This window comes from uncultured Dokdonia sp. (genome assembly GCF_947492535.1).
Lineage (GTDB): Bacteria > Bacteroidota > Bacteroidia > Flavobacteriales > Flavobacteriaceae > Dokdonia.
This window is the reverse complement of record NZ_CANLNH010000004.1, coordinates 144931-167481: the sequence shown is the minus strand read 5'-3', so window position 1 is coordinate 167481 and position 22551 is coordinate 144931. Positions and strand designations below refer to the sequence as shown.

Annotated in this window: 22 protein-coding genes; 19 read left to right on the top strand and 3 right to left on the bottom strand. The window is 35.2% G+C overall.

The window, feature by feature from the left end:
• From Q1A60_RS07060 to Q1A60_RS07050, 3 genes are read left to right on the top strand one after another with little or no spacing between them, the layout of a single operon-like run.
• Complete coding sequence (locus Q1A60_RS07060; RefSeq protein WP_299764107.1) at nt 1-1428, top strand: hypothetical protein; 1428 nt, start codon at nt 1-3, stop codon at nt 1426-1428.
• Between the two features lie 10 nt (nt 1429-1438).
• Complete coding sequence (locus tag Q1A60_RS07055; protein ID WP_299764109.1) at nt 1439-2203, top strand: MbnP family protein; 765 nt, start codon at nt 1439-1441, stop codon at nt 2201-2203.
• On the top strand, nt 2203-3279 hold the full coding sequence (locus tag Q1A60_RS07050) for a cytochrome c peroxidase (protein WP_299764110.1): 1077 nt from the start codon (nt 2203-2205) through the stop codon (nt 3277-3279). The genes Q1A60_RS07055 and Q1A60_RS07050 overlap by 1 nt, the downstream gene beginning before the upstream one ends.
• 4 nt (nt 3280-3283) lie before the next feature.
• On the opposite strand, the gene Q1A60_RS07045 is transcribed toward Q1A60_RS07050, so the two are convergent.
• The 3 genes from Q1A60_RS07045 to Q1A60_RS07035 all read right to left on the bottom strand — a co-directional run bounded on the left by Q1A60_RS07045 (nt 3284) and on the right by Q1A60_RS07035 (nt 7074).
• Nucleotides 3284-4126, bottom strand: a complete 843-nt coding sequence (locus Q1A60_RS07045; protein ID WP_299764112.1) for a hypothetical protein — start codon at nt 4124-4126, stop codon at nt 3284-3286.
• A 37-nt stretch (nt 4127-4163) separates the two neighbouring features.
• Nucleotides 4164-4922: a sulfite exporter TauE/SafE family protein gene (locus Q1A60_RS07040; protein WP_299764114.1), complete on the bottom strand. Its 759-nt coding sequence runs from the start codon at nt 4920-4922 to the stop codon at nt 4164-4166.
• A 115-nt stretch (nt 4923-5037) separates the two neighbouring features.
• Nucleotides 5038-7074: a TonB-dependent receptor gene (locus Q1A60_RS07035; RefSeq protein WP_299764116.1), complete on the bottom strand. Its 2037-nt coding sequence runs from the start codon at nt 7072-7074 to the stop codon at nt 5038-5040.
• A 96-nt stretch (nt 7075-7170) separates the two neighbouring features.
• Here Q1A60_RS07035 and Q1A60_RS07030 point away from each other — a divergent pair, with 96 nt between their 5' ends.
• The 16 genes from Q1A60_RS07030 to Q1A60_RS06955 all read left to right on the top strand — a co-directional run bounded on the left by Q1A60_RS07030 (nt 7171) and on the right by Q1A60_RS06955 (nt 22493).
• Nucleotides 7171-9543, top strand: coding sequence for a hypothetical protein (locus tag Q1A60_RS07030; protein WP_299764117.1), 2373 nt, complete (start codon nt 7171-7173; stop codon nt 9541-9543).
• Between the two features lie 156 nt (nt 9544-9699).
• The gene (locus Q1A60_RS07025) at nt 9700-10800 is read left to right on the top strand and encodes a T9SS type A sorting domain-containing protein (RefSeq protein ID WP_299764118.1); all 1101 of its coding nucleotides are present in this window, start codon (nt 9700-9702) and stop codon (nt 10798-10800) included.
• Between the two features lie 167 nt (nt 10801-10967).
• Nucleotides 10968-11297, top strand: a complete 330-nt coding sequence (locus tag Q1A60_RS07020) for an iron-sulfur cluster assembly accessory protein (protein ID WP_299764120.1) — start codon at nt 10968-10970, stop codon at nt 11295-11297.
• A 138-nt stretch (nt 11298-11435) separates the two neighbouring features.
• Nucleotides 11436-12881, top strand: a complete 1446-nt coding sequence (gene sufB / locus Q1A60_RS07015) for a Fe-S cluster assembly protein SufB (RefSeq protein WP_299764122.1) — start codon at nt 11436-11438, stop codon at nt 12879-12881.
• Between the two features lie 27 nt (nt 12882-12908).
• Nucleotides 12909-13784 carry an N-acyl homoserine lactonase family protein gene (locus Q1A60_RS07010; protein WP_299764124.1) on the top strand — a complete coding sequence of 292 codons (876 nt, stop codon included), beginning with the start codon at nt 12909-12911 and terminating at the stop codon, nt 13782-13784.
• Between the two features lie 7 nt (nt 13785-13791).
• Complete coding sequence (locus tag Q1A60_RS07005) at nt 13792-14208, top strand: hypothetical protein (RefSeq protein ID WP_299764126.1); 417 nt, start codon at nt 13792-13794, stop codon at nt 14206-14208.
• 31 nt (nt 14209-14239) lie between these two features.
• A complete protein-coding gene (gene sufC, locus Q1A60_RS07000) occupies nt 14240-14989 on the top strand; it encodes a Fe-S cluster assembly ATPase SufC (protein WP_299764128.1) in 750 nt (249 codons plus the stop codon).
• A gap of 23 nt (nt 14990-15012) precedes the next feature.
• A complete protein-coding gene (locus Q1A60_RS06995; RefSeq protein WP_299764130.1) occupies nt 15013-15405 on the top strand; it encodes a four helix bundle protein in 393 nt (130 codons plus the stop codon).
• A gap of 39 nt (nt 15406-15444) precedes the next feature.
• Nucleotides 15445-16758 (top strand): Fe-S cluster assembly protein SufD, encoded by a 1314-nt coding sequence (gene sufD, locus Q1A60_RS06990; RefSeq protein WP_299764132.1) that lies wholly within the window; start codon nt 15445-15447, stop codon nt 16756-16758.
• A 175-nt stretch (nt 16759-16933) separates the two neighbouring features.
• On the top strand, nt 16934-18172 hold the full coding sequence (locus Q1A60_RS06985) for a cysteine desulfurase (protein WP_299764134.1): 1239 nt from the start codon (nt 16934-16936) through the stop codon (nt 18170-18172).
• Nucleotides 18173-18183: 11 nt separating this feature from the next.
• Nucleotides 18184-18741, top strand: a complete 558-nt coding sequence (locus Q1A60_RS06980) for a GNAT family N-acetyltransferase (RefSeq protein ID WP_299764136.1) — start codon at nt 18184-18186, stop codon at nt 18739-18741.
• Between the two features lie 63 nt (nt 18742-18804).
• Nucleotides 18805-19227: an META domain-containing protein gene (locus Q1A60_RS06975; protein WP_299764139.1), complete on the top strand. Its 423-nt coding sequence runs from the start codon at nt 18805-18807 to the stop codon at nt 19225-19227.
• 2 nt (nt 19228-19229) lie between these two features.
• Nucleotides 19230-19655, top strand: coding sequence for a SufE family protein (locus Q1A60_RS06970; protein WP_299764141.1), 426 nt, complete (start codon nt 19230-19232; stop codon nt 19653-19655).
• Nucleotides 19656-19793: 138 nt separating this feature from the next.
• Entirely contained in the window at nt 19794-20120 is a 327-nt protein-coding gene (locus Q1A60_RS06965; protein ID WP_089369915.1) for an SUF system Fe-S cluster assembly protein, read from the top strand.
• A gap of 602 nt (nt 20121-20722) precedes the next feature.
• The gene (locus tag Q1A60_RS06960) at nt 20723-21226 is read left to right on the top strand and encodes a DUF2480 family protein (protein ID WP_299764145.1); all 504 of its coding nucleotides are present in this window, start codon (nt 20723-20725) and stop codon (nt 21224-21226) included.
• Between the two features lie 319 nt (nt 21227-21545).
• Nucleotides 21546-22493, top strand: coding sequence for a DUF3078 domain-containing protein (locus Q1A60_RS06955; protein WP_299764147.1), 948 nt, complete (start codon nt 21546-21548; stop codon nt 22491-22493).
• The last annotated feature ends 58 nt before the right edge of the window (nt 22494-22551 follow it).

The window sequence follows — 22551 nt, the reverse complement described above, 5'->3', positions numbered from 1 at the left end:
ATGAATTATTTGCTTTTTATGCTTTCGCGAAAGCGTATACTCAGCCTTATATTACTTACTGCAATGATCCTAAGTTGTAGTGATGATGAGTCTCCTGTAGTACCCCCAGAAAGTACAGACATCGAAACAGAAGAAGATACAACTACAGACACCGAAACGGAAAACGTATCTATCACATTAGATTTTGCACGTGTATATGGAGGTAGTGAAGATGACACCTTTCACGATGTAGCTGCGACTAGTGATGGCGGTTTTATTGCCCTAGGATACTCTCAAAGTATAGATGGTGATATTACAGATAATGCAAATCAAGTAAATATGTACTGGCTTGTCAAAACAGATAGTGAAGGAAACATACAATGGTCAAAAACCTATGGAGGCACAAATGATGACCGTGGAGAAGAAGTTATCCAAACTTCAGATGGCGGATATGCGATGACGGGATATAGCCGAAGCAGTGATGGAGACGTAAGTAATAATGAAGGATTTCAAGATCATTGGGTTGTAAAACTAGATGCGCAAGGAGAAATTGAATGGGAAAAAAGTTATGGATTCCCTGGATCTGATCAAGCATTTTCCATTATACAAACCACAGATGGTGGTTATTTTACATCAGGCTTTTTAGATGTAACAGCATCTAATGGAGATGGTAATGACTTTGCAGCACCAGGAAATAACAACACAAGAACCACATTACATGGCGTAGGTGAGTTCTGGGGACATAAACTAGATGCCAACGGTAACAAAGAATGGCGTCGTTATTTTGGAGGCACAAATAATGACAGAGCCTATGCAACCGTACAAGCCGATGACGGTGGTATTTTAATGGTAGGCGCTAGTGAAAGTAATGACTTTGATATTTCAGATCCTAAAGGAAGCTATGATTTCTGGGCAGTACGTTTAGACGCTTCTGGTAATTTGGTCTGGGAACGTTCTTTTGGTGGATCAGAAATTGATATCGCATTTGCTGCCACAAAAACAGCCGATGGCAATTATATTATTGCAGGTGACACACGAAGTAATGACGGAGATGTTACTGAGTTTAATGGCAATGCCGATGTATGGGTAATCAAAATAAACGATCAAGGCACATTACTTTGGGAGAAAACGCTAGGAGGAACAAATTTTGACTCTGCCAGAGCTGTTGTTGCAACAACAAATGGAATTGCCATTACAGGATCATCACGTAGTAATGATATAGACGTTACATCTAATAGTGGTCAAAATGATATTTGGATTGCCTTATTAGATGATAATGGAAATCTACAAGACCAACGAGCTATAGGTGGTGATGGTATTGATTTTGGGTTAGGAATTGCTGCAAATAACCAAGGAGACATCATTATAGCAGGAGAAACACAAAGTAATACTGGAGAACTTACAAGTAGTAATGGTTCTCTAGATGCAGTATTAATAAAAATAAACTAAGAACATTGATATGAGAAGATTTTTTGCACTTATAGTAGGAGTTGCTATCCTACTTACCGCATGTAATAATAATGACGATCCTGGCACTATAGTTCAAGACCCAGGGAATCTTAATTTAGTATTCGAAAATACCGTAAATGGTACTTCCTTAGATATGGCTCCAACTACCTATACAAATAGTAGTGATGAGACGTATACCGTAAATGAATTAAAATATATTATCTCCAACATTACATTAATCAAAACAGATAACACCGAGTACATCTACCCTGTAGAAGACAGTTATTTCTTAATTAATGAGGATGGAAGCAAAACAGCAAATCTTTCTAATATTCCTGCCGATACGTATAAAGGAATTAAATTTGGTTTTGGAGTTGATCCAACAAAATACCCTATTGAATCTGGGACATTAAATTTTATTCCCCTAGCTGAAGAAGCAGGTATGTTGTGGACGTGGTCTGCTGGATATAAGTTTTTAAAATTTGAAGGAGGCTACGCAAATGCTACAGATCCTACCAACGAAACTCCGTTCTTATACCATGTAGGAAGTCATGGAGCAAACCTTGACAACTACAAGGAAATAACACTTATGCTTAACGAGTTTGGAATAAACAGTGAAAACACAGCTTCAAAAACAATTCAGTTTGATGTTGCTAAAATCTTTGATAGTGTCCATACACTCTCTTTAGAAGAAAAAAATGAGATCATGGTTGATCCTGTAAATGCGCCAAAAATCGCAGAAAATACAAGTACCGCTTTTAGTATTTCAGAGTAATGAAAATAGCACACTATTTTATTCTTATCCTTTTCTGCTGGAGCTGTAGTTCAGACTCTAGTGATGGTGATGCAATAACACCTACAGATGATGATACGCCAATGACAGTCACAAATCCATTATTGGATTTTACGGTACCGTCTAATTTTCCTGATGCTACCTATAGTATCGCGCAAAATCCTCCTACCGAAAAAGGATTTGAATTAGGAAAAAAGTTGTTCTATGATGGGCAATTAGCTTCAGATGGAGTCGTTTCTTGTGGGTTTTGTCATATCCAATCTTTTTCATTTACACATCATACGCATATTACAAGTCATGGCGTAGATGGACAAATAGGAACACGTAATGCGCAACCTTTACATAATCTAGCGTTTATGAATGAGTTCACGTGGGACGGGGCCGCTACATTCCTAGACACACAACCTATCATTCCTATTACAGCTGAAGTAGAAATGAATGAAACGGTGTCTAATGTGATTTCAAAATTGAGTGCAGACGATGACTATCCTACGTTATTTGCTGAAGCTTTTGGGTCTGAAGGCGTAAATGCCGATAGATTGTTTAAAGCCTTATCTCAATTTATGGTCATGATGGTAAGTGCCAATTCTAAGTTTGACAAATTAGAACGTGGAGAGTCAGTCACTTTTACCGATGAAGAAAACGCAGGTATGGCTATATTTGATGCTAAATGTGCTTCCTGTCATGCAGGCACTTTGCAAACAGATCAATCCTACCGTAATAACGGACTTCCCATAGATCCACAGTACAATGACATAGGACGCGAACGTGTTACTGGGTTACCAGATGATAACCGTAAGTTCAAAGTTCCTAGTCTACGTAATATAGAAATCACCTTTCCCTATATGCACGATGGTCGCTTAGGAACACTAGAAAATGTACTTGATTTTTATACCGATGGTATGGTAGATAGTCCAACATTAGACGATCAGTTTAGACGTCCTGATGGTACATTGGGACTTGACATTACTGCAGAAGAAAAAGGACAGCTTATTGCTTTTCTAAAAACATTGACAGACAATGATTTTATAGAAGACAGACGCTTTGCTGAGTTTTAGAAAGTTATTCGTTTATACTTTTCTCAATAGTAGTTTTTAATCCCTGAGCAATGATATGCTTTGGATCTAATGCTACTGCCTTATCTATGTATTTTTGAGCAAGCTGTAGACTATCCATTTTAAAATACACATCTGCAAAAACCACCTGAGGGTTGGCAATAGTTTCTCCTTTTGACATCTCTAATACTTGGTTTGCATACGACAATGCTTGTATATAATTGCCTAATTCTGCCTCAAGAGAAGCACTATAACTTTTAAAGAAAGGAAGTTCGTCTAGCTCTTTTTGTGATGCAAGAACATGTAATGAATCCAATGCTTGTTGCGCTCCATACTTAGCATGCAACACTTCTATATATTCTGCTTTGATATAACTTTCTTTTGGAAAACTATGAACAAATGTTCTGTAATTCTCTTCAGACAACGCACGAAAGTCTTTTATAATAGTTCCTATCTTCTCTGGAGATTGCGATCGCGCATTCATAATCTCAATATTTAGCAAGTATATATCTAGCAATAATCGTTCTTCTGCTGTTAAGGTTTCTTTTCTAGATGTTAGCAATTCTTTAATGACTAAGCGTTCCTCTAGATCGTTACTTATTCTCCCCACTAAACTGTGCCCTATTAAAAAATCAGGATCATAAGAAATTGCTTTCCTAAATGCCGCTTCAGATAAGGTCCATTGTCCTTTATCCATAATATGCTCCCATCCTTTATGAAAATAAAATAAGGCTGAGTCATTTTTTGTTCCATAATCAAATCCTGCCTGTCCTTTATGATAGTTACAAGAACAAATAGTCAAACAGATACTTACCAAGAGTATAGACCGTAAACTATTTTTTAATACCATATAACTTTTGATTTAAAAAAGGAAAATAATCTATAACTTACGTAAAAAACAGCTTTCCTATAGCAGCTAGTAAAACAACAATAAGTACATAATAAGCTATTTGATCTGCCCATTTATTTTTACTCGCAAATCGAGCAGTTAGATAGCCACCTATGGTTTGTCCTATCGCGAGAATACTTCCTATTTTCCAGTCCACCAATCCTTGGAAATGAAACATAGCTAGTACAACCAGCGTGTATGAACCTATGACCAGACCCTTAAAGGCATTACTCTCGATAATGTTTACTTTCATTCCTAATACCATAATAATAAGGAAAAACACGCCCATGCCCATCTGGATAAAACCACCATAAAATCCGATAGCAAATAAGGCTGGAATCCATATAAACATATTCGGTTTATACTCTGAATCTGTTTTTCGCAACCATCGTTTAGGTTTTACTAAGACAGCAATCAGCATAAATACCATCATAAAACGGAATACCGCTCTAAACTGCTCATTGCTTACATTAAGTGCAAGAACACCCCCCGCGATGGCACCTATAAAAATAGGCCATAAATATTTTTTTACATGTATCGGATTAAGCTTCCCGTTTTTATAAAAAACGCCTGCTGCAACACTCGTTTGCGTAAAAACACCGATACGATTGGTTCCGTTTGCTAGATTAGGTGGCAACCCTAATAATTCTGTAAGAATCGTAAGTGTGATCGCACTTCCATTCCCTGCCAATGTATTAATACCTCCAGCGATCATAGCGCCTACGCTGGCAATTACATATAATTGTATATCTGTCATAAAACTCAAAGATACTATACAATCTTATAACGCTCTCAAGAAAGTGATGTTTATACCAAGTATCACATCGAATCTATTGACGTTTTAATACCCCTACAAAAGAGTGATTTGTGATTTAAATTTTTATAACGACTCCACCATATCCATTAAAACCTGGTGCAGGTTCAAAAAAGCGACCTCCAAAGGCATTGATACGTACGTTATCTGTATACTCTTGATCAAGTAGGTTATTTACTCCAATATATGGTTGTATGGTTACATTTTTATAATTGAAATCATACCCGCCACGCAGGCTTATATTTTCATACCCTTCTACTTCTGTATCATTACTATCATTTGCATATTGCAATCCTACAATATTAACTTGAATTCCTGCGTAAAACCCTTTTTCAGAACGGTATTGTATGCCTATATTTCCTAGATGCTCTGGAATTCCAGGTAATACATTTCCATCAAAGGTTCCATTAGGTGTTGTGAAATCATCGTATGTAAAATCAGAATAGGTGTAGGCTGCCGAAATTGTCCATGCTTTCGCGAAAGCGTATATACCTTCCACCTCAACTCCATTACGTTCTGTTCTTCCTGCATTTCTAAAAAATGTACGATCTGGAAAGGCTTCCAGTTCAAAAGGCACTAAGTCATCGCGGGTATCTATTCGGAAAAATGCTATTTGGTATCGAAATCTATTTGCAAACTGTCCTTTAAAACCAACCTCATAATTAGAGGCTTTTTGCGCTTCTAAATCCTCATTAAACCCCTGATCTCCATTTGGATTTGCTGAGAGTTCTGATAATGCTGGTGTTTCAAAACTTGTAGAAAAGTTGGTATAGACGCTATGCGCTTTCGCGAAAGCATAATTCACCCCAATACTAGGATTTACAGCATTTAATGTAATATCGCCTGAATCGTCTCCGTTGCTTAAAAAGGCATCATCTGCTGTGAGTTTATTATAGTCGAAGCGTATTCCGCCTGTGAAATACCATTGATCTATTGCAAAGTGATCTGTCACATACACACCTACATTTGTAAATCGTTCTTTCTGATCTAAGGTTTGATCTCCTTGTGTTCCTTCTAGGTTTCTGAAACGTTGCCTGTTGTCATTTTGATATCCAAAATCATAGCCCGCTTTTACCGTATTACGTCCTTTTGAGTATGTGATCGAAGCGCCTTGTCCTAAGTAATCTCGTCCTAAATCTACAATACCCCCAAACTCAAAAGGCAACTTCCCATCAAACTGCCTGTTGTTATAAAACAAATAACCATCTACGGTTGTAAATTTATTTTTAGTCCACGTGGTACTGATGCCTACTTTAAACTGACGTATGGCTTCTCCTGTTTCAAAGAGTATATTACGATCTCTGGCTTGTCTTCTATTTTCTTGAACGGCTTCTAAGGTTAAGCTTCCAGGATCATCTGCTTCGGGAGAATCACTATAATTAAGTAGTGCTTTTATGGTAAGGCGATCACTGATATCAAATTTTGCTTTAAAATTGGTATTTACTTGTTTGAATCCACTTTGATCTCGATAGCCATCGGAAGCCACATAATTTCCATGAAATATATAGGTAGCATTTTCTGAATTGATGCCGCCTGTTGCTTGAAAGTTTTGAAACCCGTAAGAACCTACACTTCCTTTCCAATTAGAAAAAGGCTTCTCAACCTTATCTATCGTTTGAATATCAATCACACCACCCGATGCATTCCCGTATAAACTGGAGCTAGGTCCTTTTATTATTTCGATACGATCTATAATTCCTAAGGTAAGATTATCTAATTGCCCTTGACCATCTGGAGTGGTTTCTGGAATTCCATCTACAATTAACTTTATCCCACGTATTCCAAAGGCAGCTCTCGCACCAAAACCACGTATAGAAATTCGTAAGTCTTGTGCAAAGTTATTTGTGTTTTGTGCAAACAGCCCTGGACTTTGTTGTGTAAATTCCTGCAAAGAAAGCTGTTGTCTGGTAGCATCATCTGGAGTTGCTTGATATACAGATACCGAAGCAGGTAACTTTTTAAGGGTACTGTTAATACGAGAAGATTGTATAAATATCGTATCTAGTTTTTGTGAAGGAATGGAGTCTGTTTGTCCATAACTCATTTGAGCCATAAACATGCATATACCAAAAGAGTAACGTAAAATCTTTTTCAACGGATTGTTATTTTTTTTGAAAAGTACGCCCTTGTATAGAAAACTCAAAATAAAGTTAGAAAATTAAGGTATCTTTAAGATACTAACTAACAACTCATGATACGATTATTTAAGAAACTTAAGAGGTGGACGTATGCCCAATTAGCTAAAATCACACCTGGAACTACGGCCACAAAAGGAGCTACAAGGGCACTATTTATAAGTGCTATCCTCCTTTTCTTATGGTATGCTATTTGGACAACCATTCAAGCTAAAGATTCCTGGTTATTACTCCTTTTTATTGGTTTTGGTCTACTCTTTATTCTAGCTATACTTCTTGGGTTATGGGTTTTAAAAAAATTAAATAAAATCCCTAAAGGGTATAAACGAGCTTTACCTATCTCAATCATACTCCTTTTTTTTACTTTGGCATTTGAAGGTATTTATGTAATAGCAGCCATCGTTATTATATCGTTACTTGGGGCAGCTATTGCTGTCTTATTTAAAGGGTCATTTAAAAAGTTGACGACTCCTAAAAAAGCAGTCACGATACTTGGATTGTGTATAGGATTAGGAGGATTCATTGGCGCGTTAATAGGGTATATTCCTGTAGGCTTTGATGTAAAACCTATTATAAATGCGGCTTCTCAGAATAGTGATGATATTCAAAATATACAAGCACCATCTCCAGCAGAAAAAGGAACATATAACGTAAAAACACTTACCTATGGTAGTGGCACGGATAAACATAGGCCTGAATTTGCCGATGGGATTACGATCAAAACAGACAGTGTAAATGGAGTTCCTTTTCTTGATAATTGGAAAGGGTTTAGTGGTTGGTATAGAGAAACGTTTTGGGGATTTGATGCGAAAGCATTACCTGTAAATGGATATGCTTGGTATCCTGAAGGTGATGGTCCTTTTCCATTAGTACTTACAGTACACGGCAATCATATGATGCAAGATTTTTCGGATGTTGGTTATGGGTATCTTGGAGAATTGCTTGCTTCTCGCGGAATCATATTTGTCTCGGTAGATGAAAACTTTCTGAACAGCTCTTTTACTGATGTTACTGGTGGTTTAGATGAAGAAAACGATGCCCGCGGATGGATGCTTCTAGAACATTTACGTGTTTGGCATGAATGGAATGCAGATACAAATAGTCAATTTTATAATAAAGTAGACACTACAAAATTAGCGCTCATAGGCCACTCTCGTGGCGGAGAAGCTGTGGCACATGCAGCATTACTCAACAAGATGCCGTATTATTATGACGACGCTACTATTTCATTAGACTATAACTATGACATTCAATCTATTATAGCGATTGCACCCGTAGATGGACAATATGAACCTGGAGATGCACGCACCTCACTTAAGGATATTAATTATTTTACCATACATGGTTCTCAAGATAGTGATGTCACTTCTTTTGCAGGATCTCAACAATACGAACGCATTTCTTTTTCCGATAGTACTCATTACTTTAAATCAGGACTGTATGTTCAAGGAGCTAATCATGGGCAGTTTAATACGAGTTGGGGAGATAATGACATAGGTGTTTTTACAAAATTTTTAAATAATAAGCCTTTATTATCAGGAGAAGATCAACGAAAAATAGCAGAAATATATATAAGTGCTTTCTTAGAAACCACTCTTAAAGACGACAAAACATATCTTCCATTGTTTACAGATGCTAGAAAAGGAAAAGACTGGCTCCCAGAAACCATTTACTTAAACCAATATGAAGATGCTAGTTTTCAAGTCTTGGCTTCATTTGATGAAGATTTCTATGTAAATACGGCAACAAAAGACAGTATTACACTTACTTCAGAACGTTTATCTGTTTGGAGAGAACAAGAAATCAAACTTAAATGGCGCAAAAAAGGAAGTCGTGCCGCTTATCTAGGATGGCATTATGATGATTTAGAAGAAGGAGATCCTATTCATGACACTATTAAAGCTAGGTATACTATACAAATCCCTAATACCTTAAAAACAATTGATAGTACAAATGTACTTACCTTTTCGATGGCAGAATCTACAGAAGATTCAAATCCAAAGTCTAGTGGGAAATGGGTCAATTCAAATACTAATGAAGAGGATACAATCGAAGAAGATGAAGAGAAAGAGGAAACTTCTGAAAGTGATGAAAGCAATTCTGAAGAGAAAGAGGAAGATGACACACCTAAAGAACCTATTGACTTTTCAATAAGAATAACAGATGCGTCTGGAGAATTTATTCAATTCCCTTTAAGTCGTTTTTCAGCCTTACAGCGAAAGTTAAAAGTAAGGATATTAAAATCTCAATTTATCACAAATGAGGATCAATCTGAGACCATATTTCAGACATTTTCTTACCCTCTTGAAGAGATTCGTTCACTAAACCCTTCGTTTGATATATCAACCATTCAAAGAATCGATTTTATTTTTGACAAAACGCCAAAAGGAGTAATTATATTAGATAATATAGGATTTATGAAACAATAATGTAATGCTGCGATTATACGCTTTCGCGAAAGCGTATACATATAGGATATAAACCATAGCAAATATGAATTTTATAGGGTACAACTTAATTTTTAACATATTAAAAAAACAAGAACCAGCTATAAATTAGTATTTTTAGTTTACACATTCATCATTATGAAATCAAATTACATTCTATTTTTCCTATTATTTTCGGTATTTCTTAATGCTCAAGAAGATTTAAATCGAACTTGGTTTTTAACCGAACTTACCATTGAAGGAAATACTGTCCCTATTCCTAACGAAGAGTTTCAAGACGGATACCCTACATTGTCTCTTTCTGTTGGAGATCCTGTAAGCGAACATATGGGTATAGGAATTTGCAATAGCTTTATAGGAATGATGGGGGCTACTGATACGGTACTAAACATTATTGATTTTTCCCATACACTTGTTTTCTGTGAAACACAAGAAGAAATTGATTTTGAAATGGCTTATTTTAATTTTTTAAGTATTCCAGAGAACCAAGATTTTTCTTATAGTATAAATGACGATTTTTTAGAATTTACACAACTCATACTTACAAAAGGCAATGGAGACCAAGCTATTTATAGTACTATTAATCAAAATCCCCCTCAAAACCTCACACAAGAACCTTGGTATTTAGATTATTTTGAAATAGATGGAATTGCTCAAAATTATCCTCCACAACAAGCAGAGCAACTTAATGATTTTACAATTAGTCATTTTGATGAAGGAGAAGGTTTAATTCAAGATTACATTTGTTTTTATGGAGGTGCAGGTGCTTATTCTGCTTTTGATTATTTTGGAACACCTACTATTTCTATCAGTTACCTTGGACAACTTGCTATGGATTGTGGTGTAGAAAGTTTAAATGCTTTTGATTCTGCATTTACAACACAACTAGAAAACAAAACGTTTTCTTATGAAATCATAGAAGAAGGACAAGGAAGGCGTTTAATCCTTACCGATGCAAATGGAGATCGTATTTTTTATAACAATGCTTTTTTAAGCACAGAAGAGTTTGATCAAGTTTTCATTGAGTTATTTCCTAATCCTTCCTCCGATAAACTTACTATTACAGGAGAACATATAGAGCGTATACAGTCCTATCAAATTATGACTATGACAGGTAGTGTTGTGTCTCAAAATACTTTTAATACCACAATTGACGTAGAAAGCCTTGCTACAGGTATGTACTTTTTAAAACTACAAGGAATACAAACAGAAACTATACATCGTTTTATTAAAAAATAAAGATTTAAAAAATGTAATGTACGTGTTGGAAGCACATTTAATCCTATCTAAACTTTTCTAATTATTTCATAATAGAAAAACCCTATCATAGTATATGTTAGAATAATGTTAGGTTCTATTGAAAAAAGCTACTTATCGCGTATATTTGCATATTATTTAGAATCATTATGATTAAAGTAACACAAGAAGCTAAAACAAAAATCGCCGGTCTTATGAAAGATGACGGGTATGACATTGCTACAGACTACGTAAGAGTAGGTGTAAAAAGCGGTGGATGCTCAGGTTTATCATATGATTTACATTTTGATAAATCACAAGCTGACGACGATAAGGTTTTTGAAGATAATGATGTACGCTTAATTGTAGACAAGCGTAGTTTTTTATATCTCATTGGCACCACCCTAGAATATAGTGGAGGGCTTAATGGTAAAGGATTTGTATTTAACAATCCGAATGCACAGCGTACCTGTGGATGCGGAGAAAGTTTTTCATTATAATAAAACTAATGGGCCAACGGGAGAATGAAACAGTTTAGAGATAAACGCACCACCTTTTTGTTCTCCTAAGCCCTATTAGATCTATTATTTAAAAACGTACATAGATTGATTTTTTAAATCAGTCATAGCAAAAAAAAAATGGCATATACTGAAGACGATTTAAGGGAGGAACTTAAAACTAAAGAATACGAATACGGTTTTTATACCGATATTGATTCTGAAACATTCCCTGTAGGGCTTAACGAAGATATTGTTATAGCAATCTCAAAGAAAAAAGAAGAACCAGAATGGATGACGCAATGGCGCCTTGAGGCGTTTCGTCACTGGACTAAAATGGAAGAGCCAGAATGGGCAAATGTCAATTATGAAAAACCTGATTTTCAAGCTATTTCTTATTATTCGGCTCCAAACTCAAAACCTAAGTATGACAGCTTAGATGAAGTAGATCCAGAATTACTAGAGACTTTTAAGAAATTAGGAATCTCTATTGATGAGCAAAAGAAACTTGCAAACGTAGCCATGGATGTGGTTGTAGATTCTGTTTCTGTAGCCACTACCTTTAAAGATACCCTTGCTAAAAAGGGAATTATTTTTATGAGTATCTCTGAGGCTATTAAGGAACATCCTGAACTCGTTAAAAAATACATTGGTACTATTGTACCTCAGAAAGATAATTTTTACGCCGCTTTAAACAGTGCTGTATTTTCAGATGGATCTTTCTGTTATATCCCAAAAGGCGTACGTTGCCCAATGGAACTTTCTACTTATTTTAGAATTAATCAAGCAGGGACAGGTCAGTTTGAGCGTACCTTAGTAATTGCAGATAAAGGAAGTTATGTAAGTTACTTAGAAGGCTGTACAGCTCCAAGTCGTGATGAAAATCAATTACATGCAGCCGTTGTTGAGTTGATTGCTCTTGATGATGCAGAAATCAAATATTCAACTGTACAAAACTGGTATCCTGGAAATAGCGAAGGAAAAGGAGGCGTTTTTAACTTTGTAACAAAGCGTGGTCTTTGCGAGAAAAACGCAAAAATCTCTTGGACTCAAGTGGAAACCGGAAGTGCAGTTACTTGGAAATACCCTAGCTGTGTTCTTAAAGGAGATAATTCTATAGGAGAATTTTATTCTATAGCGGTAACTAATAATTACCAACAAGCAGATACAGGAACAAAAATGATACACTTAGGAAAAAACACTAAGAGTACTATTATTTCCAAAGGTATTTCTGCTGGAAAATCACAAAACTCATATCGTGGATTGGTAAAAATAAATGCCAATGCAGATAATGCGCGTAACTTTTCACAATGTGATAGTTTACTAATGGGGAATGCATGTGGTGCACATACATTTCCTTATATAGAAGCAAAAAACAAATCTGCGCAAATTGAGCATGAGGCTACCACTAGTAAAATTGGAGAAGATCAAATTTTTTACTGTAATCAGCGTGGTATTGATACAGAAAAGGCAATCGCATTGATTGTAAATGGTTTTAGTAAAGAAGTACTTAATAAACTTCCTATGGAGTTTGCAGTAGAGGCTCAAAAATTACTAGAAATTAGTTTAGAAGGAAGTGTAGGATAATCAAAATCTATAACCATTTAGAAAGTCATGAAAAAGATTATCACATTAGTAGCTGTTGTATTAGCTATGATGTCTTGTAAGGAATCTTCTGTAGAAAACAAACAATCTCAGGAAGAAACTAAAACTCCTGCAAAACCAGCAGTTGCGTTATATACATTTAACGGAGGGTCTGTTGGAGCAAATAATTTAAACCTTTTTGCTCAAGGAGAAACGTATAAAGGAGAATCTAAAAAGCTAGTTGATGCTTTTTATGTAATAAAACATCCAAAAGGTGTTTTATTATGGGATACAGGTTTACCAGAAGGTCTTGTAGGTCAAGAGCCATATACAACTCCTGATGGAGCTTTTACAATTTCTAGAAAAGATTCTATATTAAATCAATTAGCCTCTATAGGAGTTAAAAAAGAAGATATAGACTACATCGCATTTTCTCATATCCATTTTGACCATACTGGTGCTGCAAATCATTTTGCTGCATCAAAATGGCTTGTACAAAAACCTGAATATAATTTTGCTATAGGTGAAGAAATAAAAGGAAACGGTTTTTATGCGCCAGATTCTTTTAAAGAACTTACCAATGTCATCGAACTTTCAGGAGATCGTGATGTATTTGGAGATGGTAGTGTCATTATAAAATCAATGCCAGGTCATACGCCGGGTCATCAAGTACTTTTTATTGATTTACCAGAAAATGGACCCACGTTGTTATCTGGAGATATGTATCATTTTCAAGAAAATCGAGATGGGAAAGTAATTCCTGTATTTAATCATGATCTTGATCAAAGTAAAACTGCGATTGCTAATTTTGAAGCTTTCGCGAAAGCAAAAAACGCTAAAGTATATATACAACACGAGCCTGCAGACTTTGTAAAAATGCCTGTAGCTCCTAAAGCACTAAACTAATATCCCTATGAAAAAAATAGCCATTTTATTTGTTTTAGCAGTAAGTATCATAAGCTGTAAAAATGAAACTAAGACAGAAGATTCCTCTAAAGAATCTGATACCGTAGTAGCTGGTAACTTAAACACTGATGAATCCCTTAAAACAATAGAAGGAGAATTTCTATTTGTAGACGGCGCAGGTGTTATTATGGGTAAGAATTTTATCTATGGTGTTTCTTTAGATGAAATGACTGAAAAACTAATCAAACAAGTCTCTGACAAACAAAAAGACAAATTTGATATGGTACCTGTAGTTATAAAAGGAGAAATACACCCTAAACCAGAAGGTAGTGATGTTTGGGATGAGATTGTAACTATCAAAGAGATTATTGAAGTGCTCCCCTCTAAAGGAAATGAGCCTATTAAAATAGAAACAGGAAAATAACAGCCTGAAACAAAAAGTAATAAAAAACACTATGTTAACAGTAAAAGACCTGCACGCAGGTATAGAAGAAAAAGATATCCTAAAAGGAATCAATCTTGAGATTAAAGCTGGAGAAGTACATGCTATTATGGGGCCTAATGGTTCTGGAAAAAGTACATTATCTTCTGTTATAGCAGGAAAAGAAGAATATGAAGTTACTGATGGTGATATCTTTCTTAATGGAGAGTCTATTCTAGAAATGGATCCTGAAGAACGTGCACATGAAGGTGTGTTTTTATCTTTTCAGTATCCTGTTGAAATTCCTGGGGTAACCGTTACAAACTTTATCAAAACGGCTATCAATCAAACACGTAAAGCAAAAGGACTAGAAGATATGCCTGCTAGTGATATGCTTAAAATGATACGTGAAAAATCAGAGCTTCTTGAAATAGATCGTAAGTTTTTATCTAGATCTCTTAATGTAGGATTTTCTGGAGGAGAGAAAAAGCGTAATGAGATTTTTCAAATGGCTATGCTTGAACCTAAGTTGGCGATCCTTGATGAAACAGATTCTGGTCTTGATATCGATGCACTACGCATTGTAGCAAATGGTGTAAACAAATTACGTAGTGAAGATAACGCTGTCCTAGTAATTACTCACTATCAAAGACTATTAGATTATATCGTACCAGATGTTGTACACGTACTTATGGATGGTAAGATTGTAAAGACAGGAGGCAAAGAACTTGCTCACGAGCTTGAAGAAAAAGGATACGACTGGCTTAAAGAGGAACTGGTTTAAAAGTTTCAAGTCTAAAGTTTAAAATGGCTACTGTTAAACGTTTTGAAGATTTAAGAATATGGCAAGATGCACATGCATTAAACAAAGAGATTATTCTAATTGCCAAATCAACAGAACTAAAACAAAATTTTAAACTTAAAGATCAAATTTGCAGTTCGGCTGGATCTATTATGGATAATATTGCAGAAGGCTTTGAACGTGACGGAAACCTAGAGTTTAGACAGTTTTTGGCTATAGCTAAAGGTTCAGCAGGAGAAACGAGATCTCAGTTATATAGATTATTAGACTGGGAATATATAAATGAAATAACTTTTGAAAAATTAATTGCTGATTGCGAATACTTAAGTAAGCGTATATCCAGCTTTATAAATTATCTCAACAAAAAAGATTACCAAGGAACAAAATTTAAGAGTTAACGCTTTAAACGTGAAACCTTAAACTTGAAACCAAAAAATATGAGTTTAAAAGATAAATTAGTAAGTTCACACATCGTTTTTCAAGACAGTCTTGATCCAGACTCTCCCATATATGATGTACGTGGCAATGCTATAAAAACATTTGAAGCAGAAGGATTCCCTACTAAAAAGGATGAGGCTTGGAAATACACATCCCTCAATAGCATCTTAAAGAAAGACTACAATATCTTTCCTACTAAAAAATCTTCCTTAGATTTTAAAGATGTAGAGCGTTATTTCATTAATGATATAGATACTTATAATATCATTTTTGTAGATGGTGTTTTTAATGCACACTTATCCTCTACAACACACGATGGGATCGATGTATGTACAATGAATTCTGCACTTACAAAATCTAAGTATAAACAAGTTATTGATGTATACTTCAATAAAATTGTAAAAGAAGAGAGTTTAACATCGCTTAATACTGCTTTTGCTAGAGATGGAGCCTATATCTATATCCCTAAAGGAAAAGTAGCAGACAAGCCTATCCAGATCATTCATTTTGCAACAGGGTCAAAAGAAGCTGCACTTCTACAACCTCGTAATCTTATTGTTGCTGAAGAAAATTCAGAAGTACAAATTATAGAACGTCATCAGAGTTTATCAGATAATGCGACGTTTACAAATTCTGTTACTGAAGTTTATGCTGCAAAACGTGCTATTATAGATTATTATAAAATCCAAAATGATAAGTTAGATGCTTCTCTCGTTGATACAACAGAAATAGAGCAACATGGAGAGAGTATTGTTTCTGTGCACACTTTTTCATTAGGAGGAAATATTACACGTAATAACCTCAACTATTATCAGAAAGGAGAGCGTATTGATTCTATATTAAAAGGAGTAACGCTTATAGAAGGAAAACAACACGTAGACCATAATACATTGGTACATCATATAGAACCCAACTGTGAATCACATCAAGATTACAAAGGGATCTTTGCAGATAGTGCAATAGGTGTTTTTAATGGAAAAGTAGTTGTAGAAAAAGAAGCGCAAAAAACAAACGCATATCAATCTAACAATAATATCCTGATAGATGATAAAGCGACGATTAACTCAAAACCTCAATTAGAGATTTTTGCAGATGACGTACGTTGTTCACACGGATGTACTATTGGTCAATTAGATGAAAGCGCTTTATTTTATTTACAATCTAGAGGTATTGCCAAAAAAGAAGCAAGAGCATTATTAATGTATGCCTTTGCAAACACGGTATTATCAAGTGTAAAAATTCCGCAATTAAAACAACGTATCACCAAACTTATTGCCAAGAAAATTGGCGTAAGCATAGGGTTTGAGATATAAGAATATAGTATAATCATATATTAAAATACCCGCCCTAAAAGCGGGTATTTTGATAAAAAGGTATAAAACCAGGATCCCGCTGAAAAAGCGGGATTAGTTCAACTTACAATTTTGAGTACGTCTTACAGACTTCTCAAAATTGAGGTTCACTAATAAAAAGAAGGCGAGACTGAACATGGCAGCAACAACATCACATACTACGTTTAACGTACAAGACATACGAAAAGATTTTCCTATACTTTCAAGACAAGTAAATGGACAACCTTTAATCTATTTTGATAATGCTGCTACGTCTCAAACGCCTCAAGCAGTCATTGATGCCATTGTAGATTACTATTCTAATTACAATGCAAATATTCATAGAGGTGTACATGCGCTTTCGCAAGAAGCAACTGATGCTTATGAAGAAGCACGTATTAAAATTCAAAAACATTTTAATGCTGCAAAAGCTCATGAAATTATCCTTACTTCAGGAACAACACATGCGATCAACTTAATTGCAAATGGATACAGTGCACTGCTTCAAAAAGGAGATGAAATCTTGGTATCTGCTTTAGAACACCATAGTAATATTGTTCCTTGGCAAATGCTTTGTGAACGCACAGGGGCTATCTTAAAAGTGATTCCTATGACGCAAAGCGGGGAGTTAGATATGGACGCTTTCGCGAAAGCGATCTCAACCAACCTTAAATTGGTATTTGTAAATCACGTATCAAACGCATTAGGAACTGTAAATCCTATAGAACATATTATCGCCGAAGCACATAACGTAGGCGCTGCTGTGGTGATAGATGGTGCACAAGCAACCCCACACATCAAACCAGATGTACAAGCTCTTGGCGCTGATTTTTATGTAGCAAGTGCTCATAAAATCTGTGGCCCAACAGGTGTTGGAATTCTATATGGAAAAGAAGCCTTATTAGAAAAGTTACCGCCTTACCAAGGTGGTGGTGAAATGATAGATCAAGTCACTTTTGAAAAAACCACCTACGCTGGCTTGCCTCACAAGTTTGAAGCAGGAACGCCAAATATTTGTGGTGGTATTGCTACCGGTGTTGGATTAGATTATATGAATGCGATAGGATTTGATGTGATTGCTGCTTATGAAGAAGAATTACTTCAATATGCCACAGAGAAACTCCTTAAAATTGAAGGGCTTAAAATCTATGGAGAATCTTCAAAGAAAACCGCTGTTATTTCTTTTAATGTTGGATCGATTCATCCGTATGATATTGGTACTATCTTAGACAAATTAGGGATTGCTGTACGTACAGGACATCATTGCGCACAACCTATTATGGATTATTTTAAAATTCCTGGTACCGTAAGAGCCTCTTTCTCCTTTTATAACACAAAGGAAGAGATCGATACGTTTGTGAAAGGTGTGGAGCGTGCTGTGATGATGCTTTCGTAAATGCCTAAGTAATGATTACTATTTCTGATCAATTAGTATTGCAACCTATCACATTAGAAGATCAGCCAGCGCTGTACGAACTAATGAAACGCATCTATCCGCCTGCCTATGAACATTTCTGGCAGGATCAAGGGAATTGGTACATCAATAATTTATATACTCTTGAAAACCTTAAAAAAGAACTTCAGGAAAAAGGATCGTATTATTACTTTGTACGCTTTCGCGAAAGCGTATACAACAAAGAATACACGACCATTGGCATCTTAAAAATAATAGAAAATTGCACGTATCCTGAACAACCTGATCGGCAAAGTTTCAAAGTACACCGCATTTATCTAGATACAACGATACAAGGGAAAGGCATTGGGAGACGCCTTATGCAGTATGCGCAAACACGTGCTCAAGAGACCGGCCATCAGCTCATTTGGCTAGATGCTATGGATCAACACCCACAGGCTATGAATTTCTATAATAGTCTAGGATATATAAAAGGAGGCTTACAGCATTTAGACTTTGAATTATTACACGATATGTACAAACCCATGTGGTATCTATATAAACATCTATAATTTCTATACCGTCACGATGACAGTTGGCTATTTGGGCACTATCTTTGCCATAGTATGTTCACAATGATGTTACGATTATATATCTTATTAATTGGCTTTAGCATGACCTATTCATGCACTACTGCTCAAAAAACAAGTGTACAAGATGAGACCTCCATTTTTGCAGGTACTTTTATTGTAAATACCTTGTATGGTCAGGAAATAGAAGGGAATGATCTTAATGTAAAAATTAATGATCGTACATCAAAAATCTCGGGATTTTCAGGATGTAATACGTATAGTGTTGGATTTACAAAGAACAAAAATAGTGTTACATTTTCTCAACCTATAGGTACGAGAATACTTTGTGACGAAGTAGTAATGAACAAAGAAAGACAGTTTTTAAATATCTTTACGACTACAAAAGAATTTAGCATCCAAGAAGATACATTGGTGCTATATGAAGACGGCAAAGAAGTTTTAAAAGCAACACGTTTTATATTTTAATTATGGCAGCAATAAAAGAAATACAAGAAGAGATCATAGACGAGTTTTCTATGTTTGACGACTGGATGCAACGTTATGAGTATATGATTGATCTAGGAAAATCGTTACCGCTTATTGACGAGCAATATAAAACAGACGATTATATTATTAAAGGGTGCCAAAGTAAAGTTTGGGTACATGCCGATATGGAAGATGGAACTATACATTTTACAGCAGATAGTGATGCCATTATTACTAAAGGGATTATTGCTATTTTAATCAGAGCGTTTTCTGGACAAGCACCTCAAGATATTATAGATGCCGATACTGCATTTATAGATGAGATAGGGCTTAAAGAGCATTTATCTCCCACACGAGCTAATGGTCTTGTAAGTATGATTAAACAATTAAAGTTATATGCAATAGCATATCAAACGCAGCTTAATTAACGTTATATACAAAAAAATAATACTCGTGATAATTTAGGTGAGATTCCTATTTTGAAATAATAATCATAAGATTCTCACCTTCGTGGGAATAAAAAAAGTCGATTGTGGGAAAGATTCCTGCCTTCGCGAGAAATAAATATGAGCGATACAACAATAAACACAGAAGAGTTAGGCGAAAAAATAGTTCGCGTGATCAAGACAATATACGATCCAGAGATTCCTGTAGACATTTATGAGCTCGGATTGATTTACGATGTTTTTGTAAATGAAGACTATGACACAAAGGTGTTAATGACATTAACGACACCTAATTGTCCCGTAGCTGAAACACTACCTCTGGAAGTAGAAGAAAAAATAAAATCAATCAAAGGAGTAAATGATTGTGAAGTTGAAATCACCTTCGACCCTCCTTGGTCTCAAGACCTGATGAGTGAAGAAGCGAAATTAGAATTAGGGATGTTATAAGCACACTTATCAATCACTATCTTAAAAGGAGTTTGGTGGTTGTTCAGTAGATTTTGTAATTTTTTCCTTTACAAAATATAGTGAACTTTCCGTTTCACACAAATGCAAATGAGTGAAGAAGCGAAGTTAGAATTGGGAATGTTATAAACATACTCATCAATCACTATCTAAAAAGGAGTTTGGTGGTTGTTCAGTAGATTTTGTAATTTTTTCATTTACAAAATATAGTGAACTTTCCGTTTCACACAAATGCAAATGAGTGAAGAAGCGAAGTTAGAATTAGGGATGTTATAAGCACACTTATCAATCACTATCTTAAAAGAAGTTTGGTGGTTGTTCAGTAGATTTTGTAATTTTTCCTTACAAAATATAATGAACTTTCCGTTTCACACAAATGCAAATGAGTGAAGAAGCGAAGTTAGAATTGGGAATGTTATAAGCACACTTATCAATCACTATCTTAAAAGGAGTTTGGTGGTTGTTCAATAGATTTTGTAATTTTTTCCTTTACAAAATATAGTGAACTTTCCGTTTCACACAAATGCAAATGAGTGAAGAAATAAAATACTAAGTAAAGATGGCATAAAAACATCTAAGAAACCATGGATGAAATCATAAATAGAGTAGCAAATAGTAAACTGATCACATTTGATCTTGAAGAGTTATATGCTTCGGGCGATCGTAAGCGTGTAGATATTTCACAATGGCTAGAAGAAGGTTTTATATTACGAGAAAAACGCTTTCGCGAAAGCGTATCCAACCATAATTGGACACAATATCAAGATGCCTATGTTTCATTGCATTGTAGTACCGATGCCATTATTCCTGCTTGGGCATATATGCTTGTCGCCACACAATTACAAGGTATTGCAAAAAAAACCATTACAGGTTCTCAAGAAACACTAGAAACAATTCTATTTACAGAAGCAATTTCAACATTAGACACAACTCCTTATCTAAATAGTCCCGTCATTGTAAAAGGATGCACAAACAAACCTGTTCCTGAAAATGCATACCTATTACTCATAGAAAAATTACAACCTGTTGTAAAAAGTTTACTCTTTGGTGAAGCCTGCTCATCAGTTCCATTATATAAGAAAAAATAAATTGGTCTACAAAACTCATCACTAATCTAAGACTTATCATTGTTAAAGATTAAGGTTTTGTATGCAAAACCAGCATATGATGAAAATGCGATTAGTGGCCTTCAGGTACGAGAAGTTTTAGAGTTAAGTCTAAAATATTCTTCTTTTGATTAGAAGTCGCAATCCTAGCTACTCATAAAATCATATTATCAAAAAACAAATCGACAAAAAGACTATTATTATCGTCGTAATACACATTAATAGGCTTTACAGTGTCTAAAAGTGCATTTTTCAAGGATGTTCTATATTTGCAGTAGTAATTAACAAACCCAATTTACTTATGAAAAAAATCATAGCATTAGCGGCAACTATACTCTTGACATTCAATCTATCTGCACAAACAGAAGAAGAATTAAAAGAACAACAAGCCCCTAAAAAAGCTGAAATCGCAAAACTTCAAGGAGAAGTAGATGCATTACAAGCTCAAATAGATGCATTACCTGGATGGAAAAAAGGAGCTTTCGGAACTATAGGAGGAAGTATTTCTCAGTTTAGTGATTGGTTCTCTCAAGGAACACCTAATGTATCTTCTGGAAATATTGCATTTACTGTAAATGGTTTTGCAAATCTTACACAAGAAAAATTCTTCTGGCGTAACGCTGCAAACATCAATTTAGGATGGGTAAAATTTGATGATAAAGACGACCCTGAAGATGATGATAGCTTTAGAGCTGGAACAGATGTATTTAACATCTCTTCTTTATATGGTAGAAATATAACTAAGAACTTTGCAATTTCTGGACTTGCAGAGTATAGAACAACGATACTAGACAATTTCAATGATCCTGGATATTTAGATCTTGGGGTTGGGGGTACATGGACTCCTATACCAAATTTAGTAGTGGTTGTGCATCCTTTAAACTACAACTTTGTATTTAGTAGTGGTGATACTGTTTTTGAGTCTTCTTTAGGAGCAAAAATCTTAGTTGACTATACACGTAAAATAGGAGCGATTAATTTTAAATCTAATCTTTCTGCATTTCAAAGTTATGAATCTAGTGATTTATCAAACTGGACTTGGACCAATTCTTTTGGTTATACACTATGGAAGAAAATTGGAGTTGGATTTGATTTTGGTTTAAGAGGAAACAGACAAGAAACTGTAAACTTTGTAAACAATCAACTACTTGCTGCAATGCCTATGGCAACTCCTTTTGAGTTAAGTGACGATAATGTAGATGACGAAATACAAAGTTATTGGACATTTGGATTAAGCTATGCATTTTAATTAAAGAATTAATTAGAATATAAGAACCCACTCGTCTTGAGTGGGTTTTTTTATGCTT

Bases quoted from the DNA above. Each gene is read 5' to 3' on its own strand.
- Q1A60_RS07005 (WP_299764126.1), top strand. From the start codon at position 13,792: ATGAAAAAAATAGCCATTTTATTTGTTTTAGCAGTAAGTATCATAAGC.
- Q1A60_RS07025 (WP_299764118.1), top strand. From the start codon at position 9,700: ATGAAATCAAATTACATTCTATTTTTCCTATTATTTTCGGTATTTCTT.
- Q1A60_RS06965 (WP_089369915.1), top strand. From the start codon at position 19,794: ATGAGCGATACAACAATAAACACAGAAGAGTTAGGCGAAAAAATAGTT.
- sufB (WP_299764122.1), top strand. From the start codon at position 11,436: ATGGCATATACTGAAGACGATTTAAGGGAGGAACTTAAAACTAAAGAA.
- Q1A60_RS07020 (WP_299764120.1), top strand. From the start codon at position 10,968: ATGATTAAAGTAACACAAGAAGCTAAAACAAAAATCGCCGGTCTTATG.
- Q1A60_RS07030 (WP_299764117.1), top strand. From the start codon at position 7,171: ATGATACGATTATTTAAGAAACTTAAGAGGTGGACGTATGCCCAATTA.
- Q1A60_RS07045 (WP_299764112.1), bottom strand. From the start codon at position 4,126: ATGGTATTAAAAAATAGTTTACGGTCTATACTCTTGGTAAGTATCTGT.
- Q1A60_RS06960 (WP_299764145.1), top strand. From the start codon at position 20,723: ATGGATGAAATCATAAATAGAGTAGCAAATAGTAAACTGATCACATTT.
- Q1A60_RS06980 (WP_299764136.1), top strand. From the start codon at position 18,184: ATGATTACTATTTCTGATCAATTAGTATTGCAACCTATCACATTAGAA.
- Q1A60_RS06995 (WP_299764130.1), top strand. From the start codon at position 15,013: ATGGCTACTGTTAAACGTTTTGAAGATTTAAGAATATGGCAAGATGCA.
- sufC (WP_299764128.1), top strand. From the start codon at position 14,240: ATGTTAACAGTAAAAGACCTGCACGCAGGTATAGAAGAAAAAGATATC.
- Q1A60_RS07050 (WP_299764110.1), top strand. From the start codon at position 2,203: ATGAAAATAGCACACTATTTTATTCTTATCCTTTTCTGCTGGAGCTGT.
- Q1A60_RS07055 (WP_299764109.1), top strand. From the start codon at position 1,439: ATGAGAAGATTTTTTGCACTTATAGTAGGAGTTGCTATCCTACTTACC.
- Q1A60_RS07010 (WP_299764124.1), top strand. From the start codon at position 12,909: ATGAAAAAGATTATCACATTAGTAGCTGTTGTATTAGCTATGATGTCT.
- Q1A60_RS07040 (WP_299764114.1), bottom strand. From the start codon at position 4,922: ATGACAGATATACAATTATATGTAATTGCCAGCGTAGGCGCTATGATC.
- sufD (WP_299764132.1), top strand. From the start codon at position 15,445: ATGAGTTTAAAAGATAAATTAGTAAGTTCACACATCGTTTTTCAAGAC.
- Q1A60_RS07060 (WP_299764107.1), top strand. From the start codon at position 1: ATGAATTATTTGCTTTTTATGCTTTCGCGAAAGCGTATACTCAGCCTT.
- Q1A60_RS06985 (WP_299764134.1), top strand. From the start codon at position 16,934: ATGGCAGCAACAACATCACATACTACGTTTAACGTACAAGACATACGA.
- Q1A60_RS06975 (WP_299764139.1), top strand. From the start codon at position 18,805: ATGATGTTACGATTATATATCTTATTAATTGGCTTTAGCATGACCTAT.
- Q1A60_RS06955 (WP_299764147.1), top strand. From the start codon at position 21,546: ATGAAAAAAATCATAGCATTAGCGGCAACTATACTCTTGACATTCAAT.
- Q1A60_RS06970 (WP_299764141.1), top strand. From the start codon at position 19,230: ATGGCAGCAATAAAAGAAATACAAGAAGAGATCATAGACGAGTTTTCT.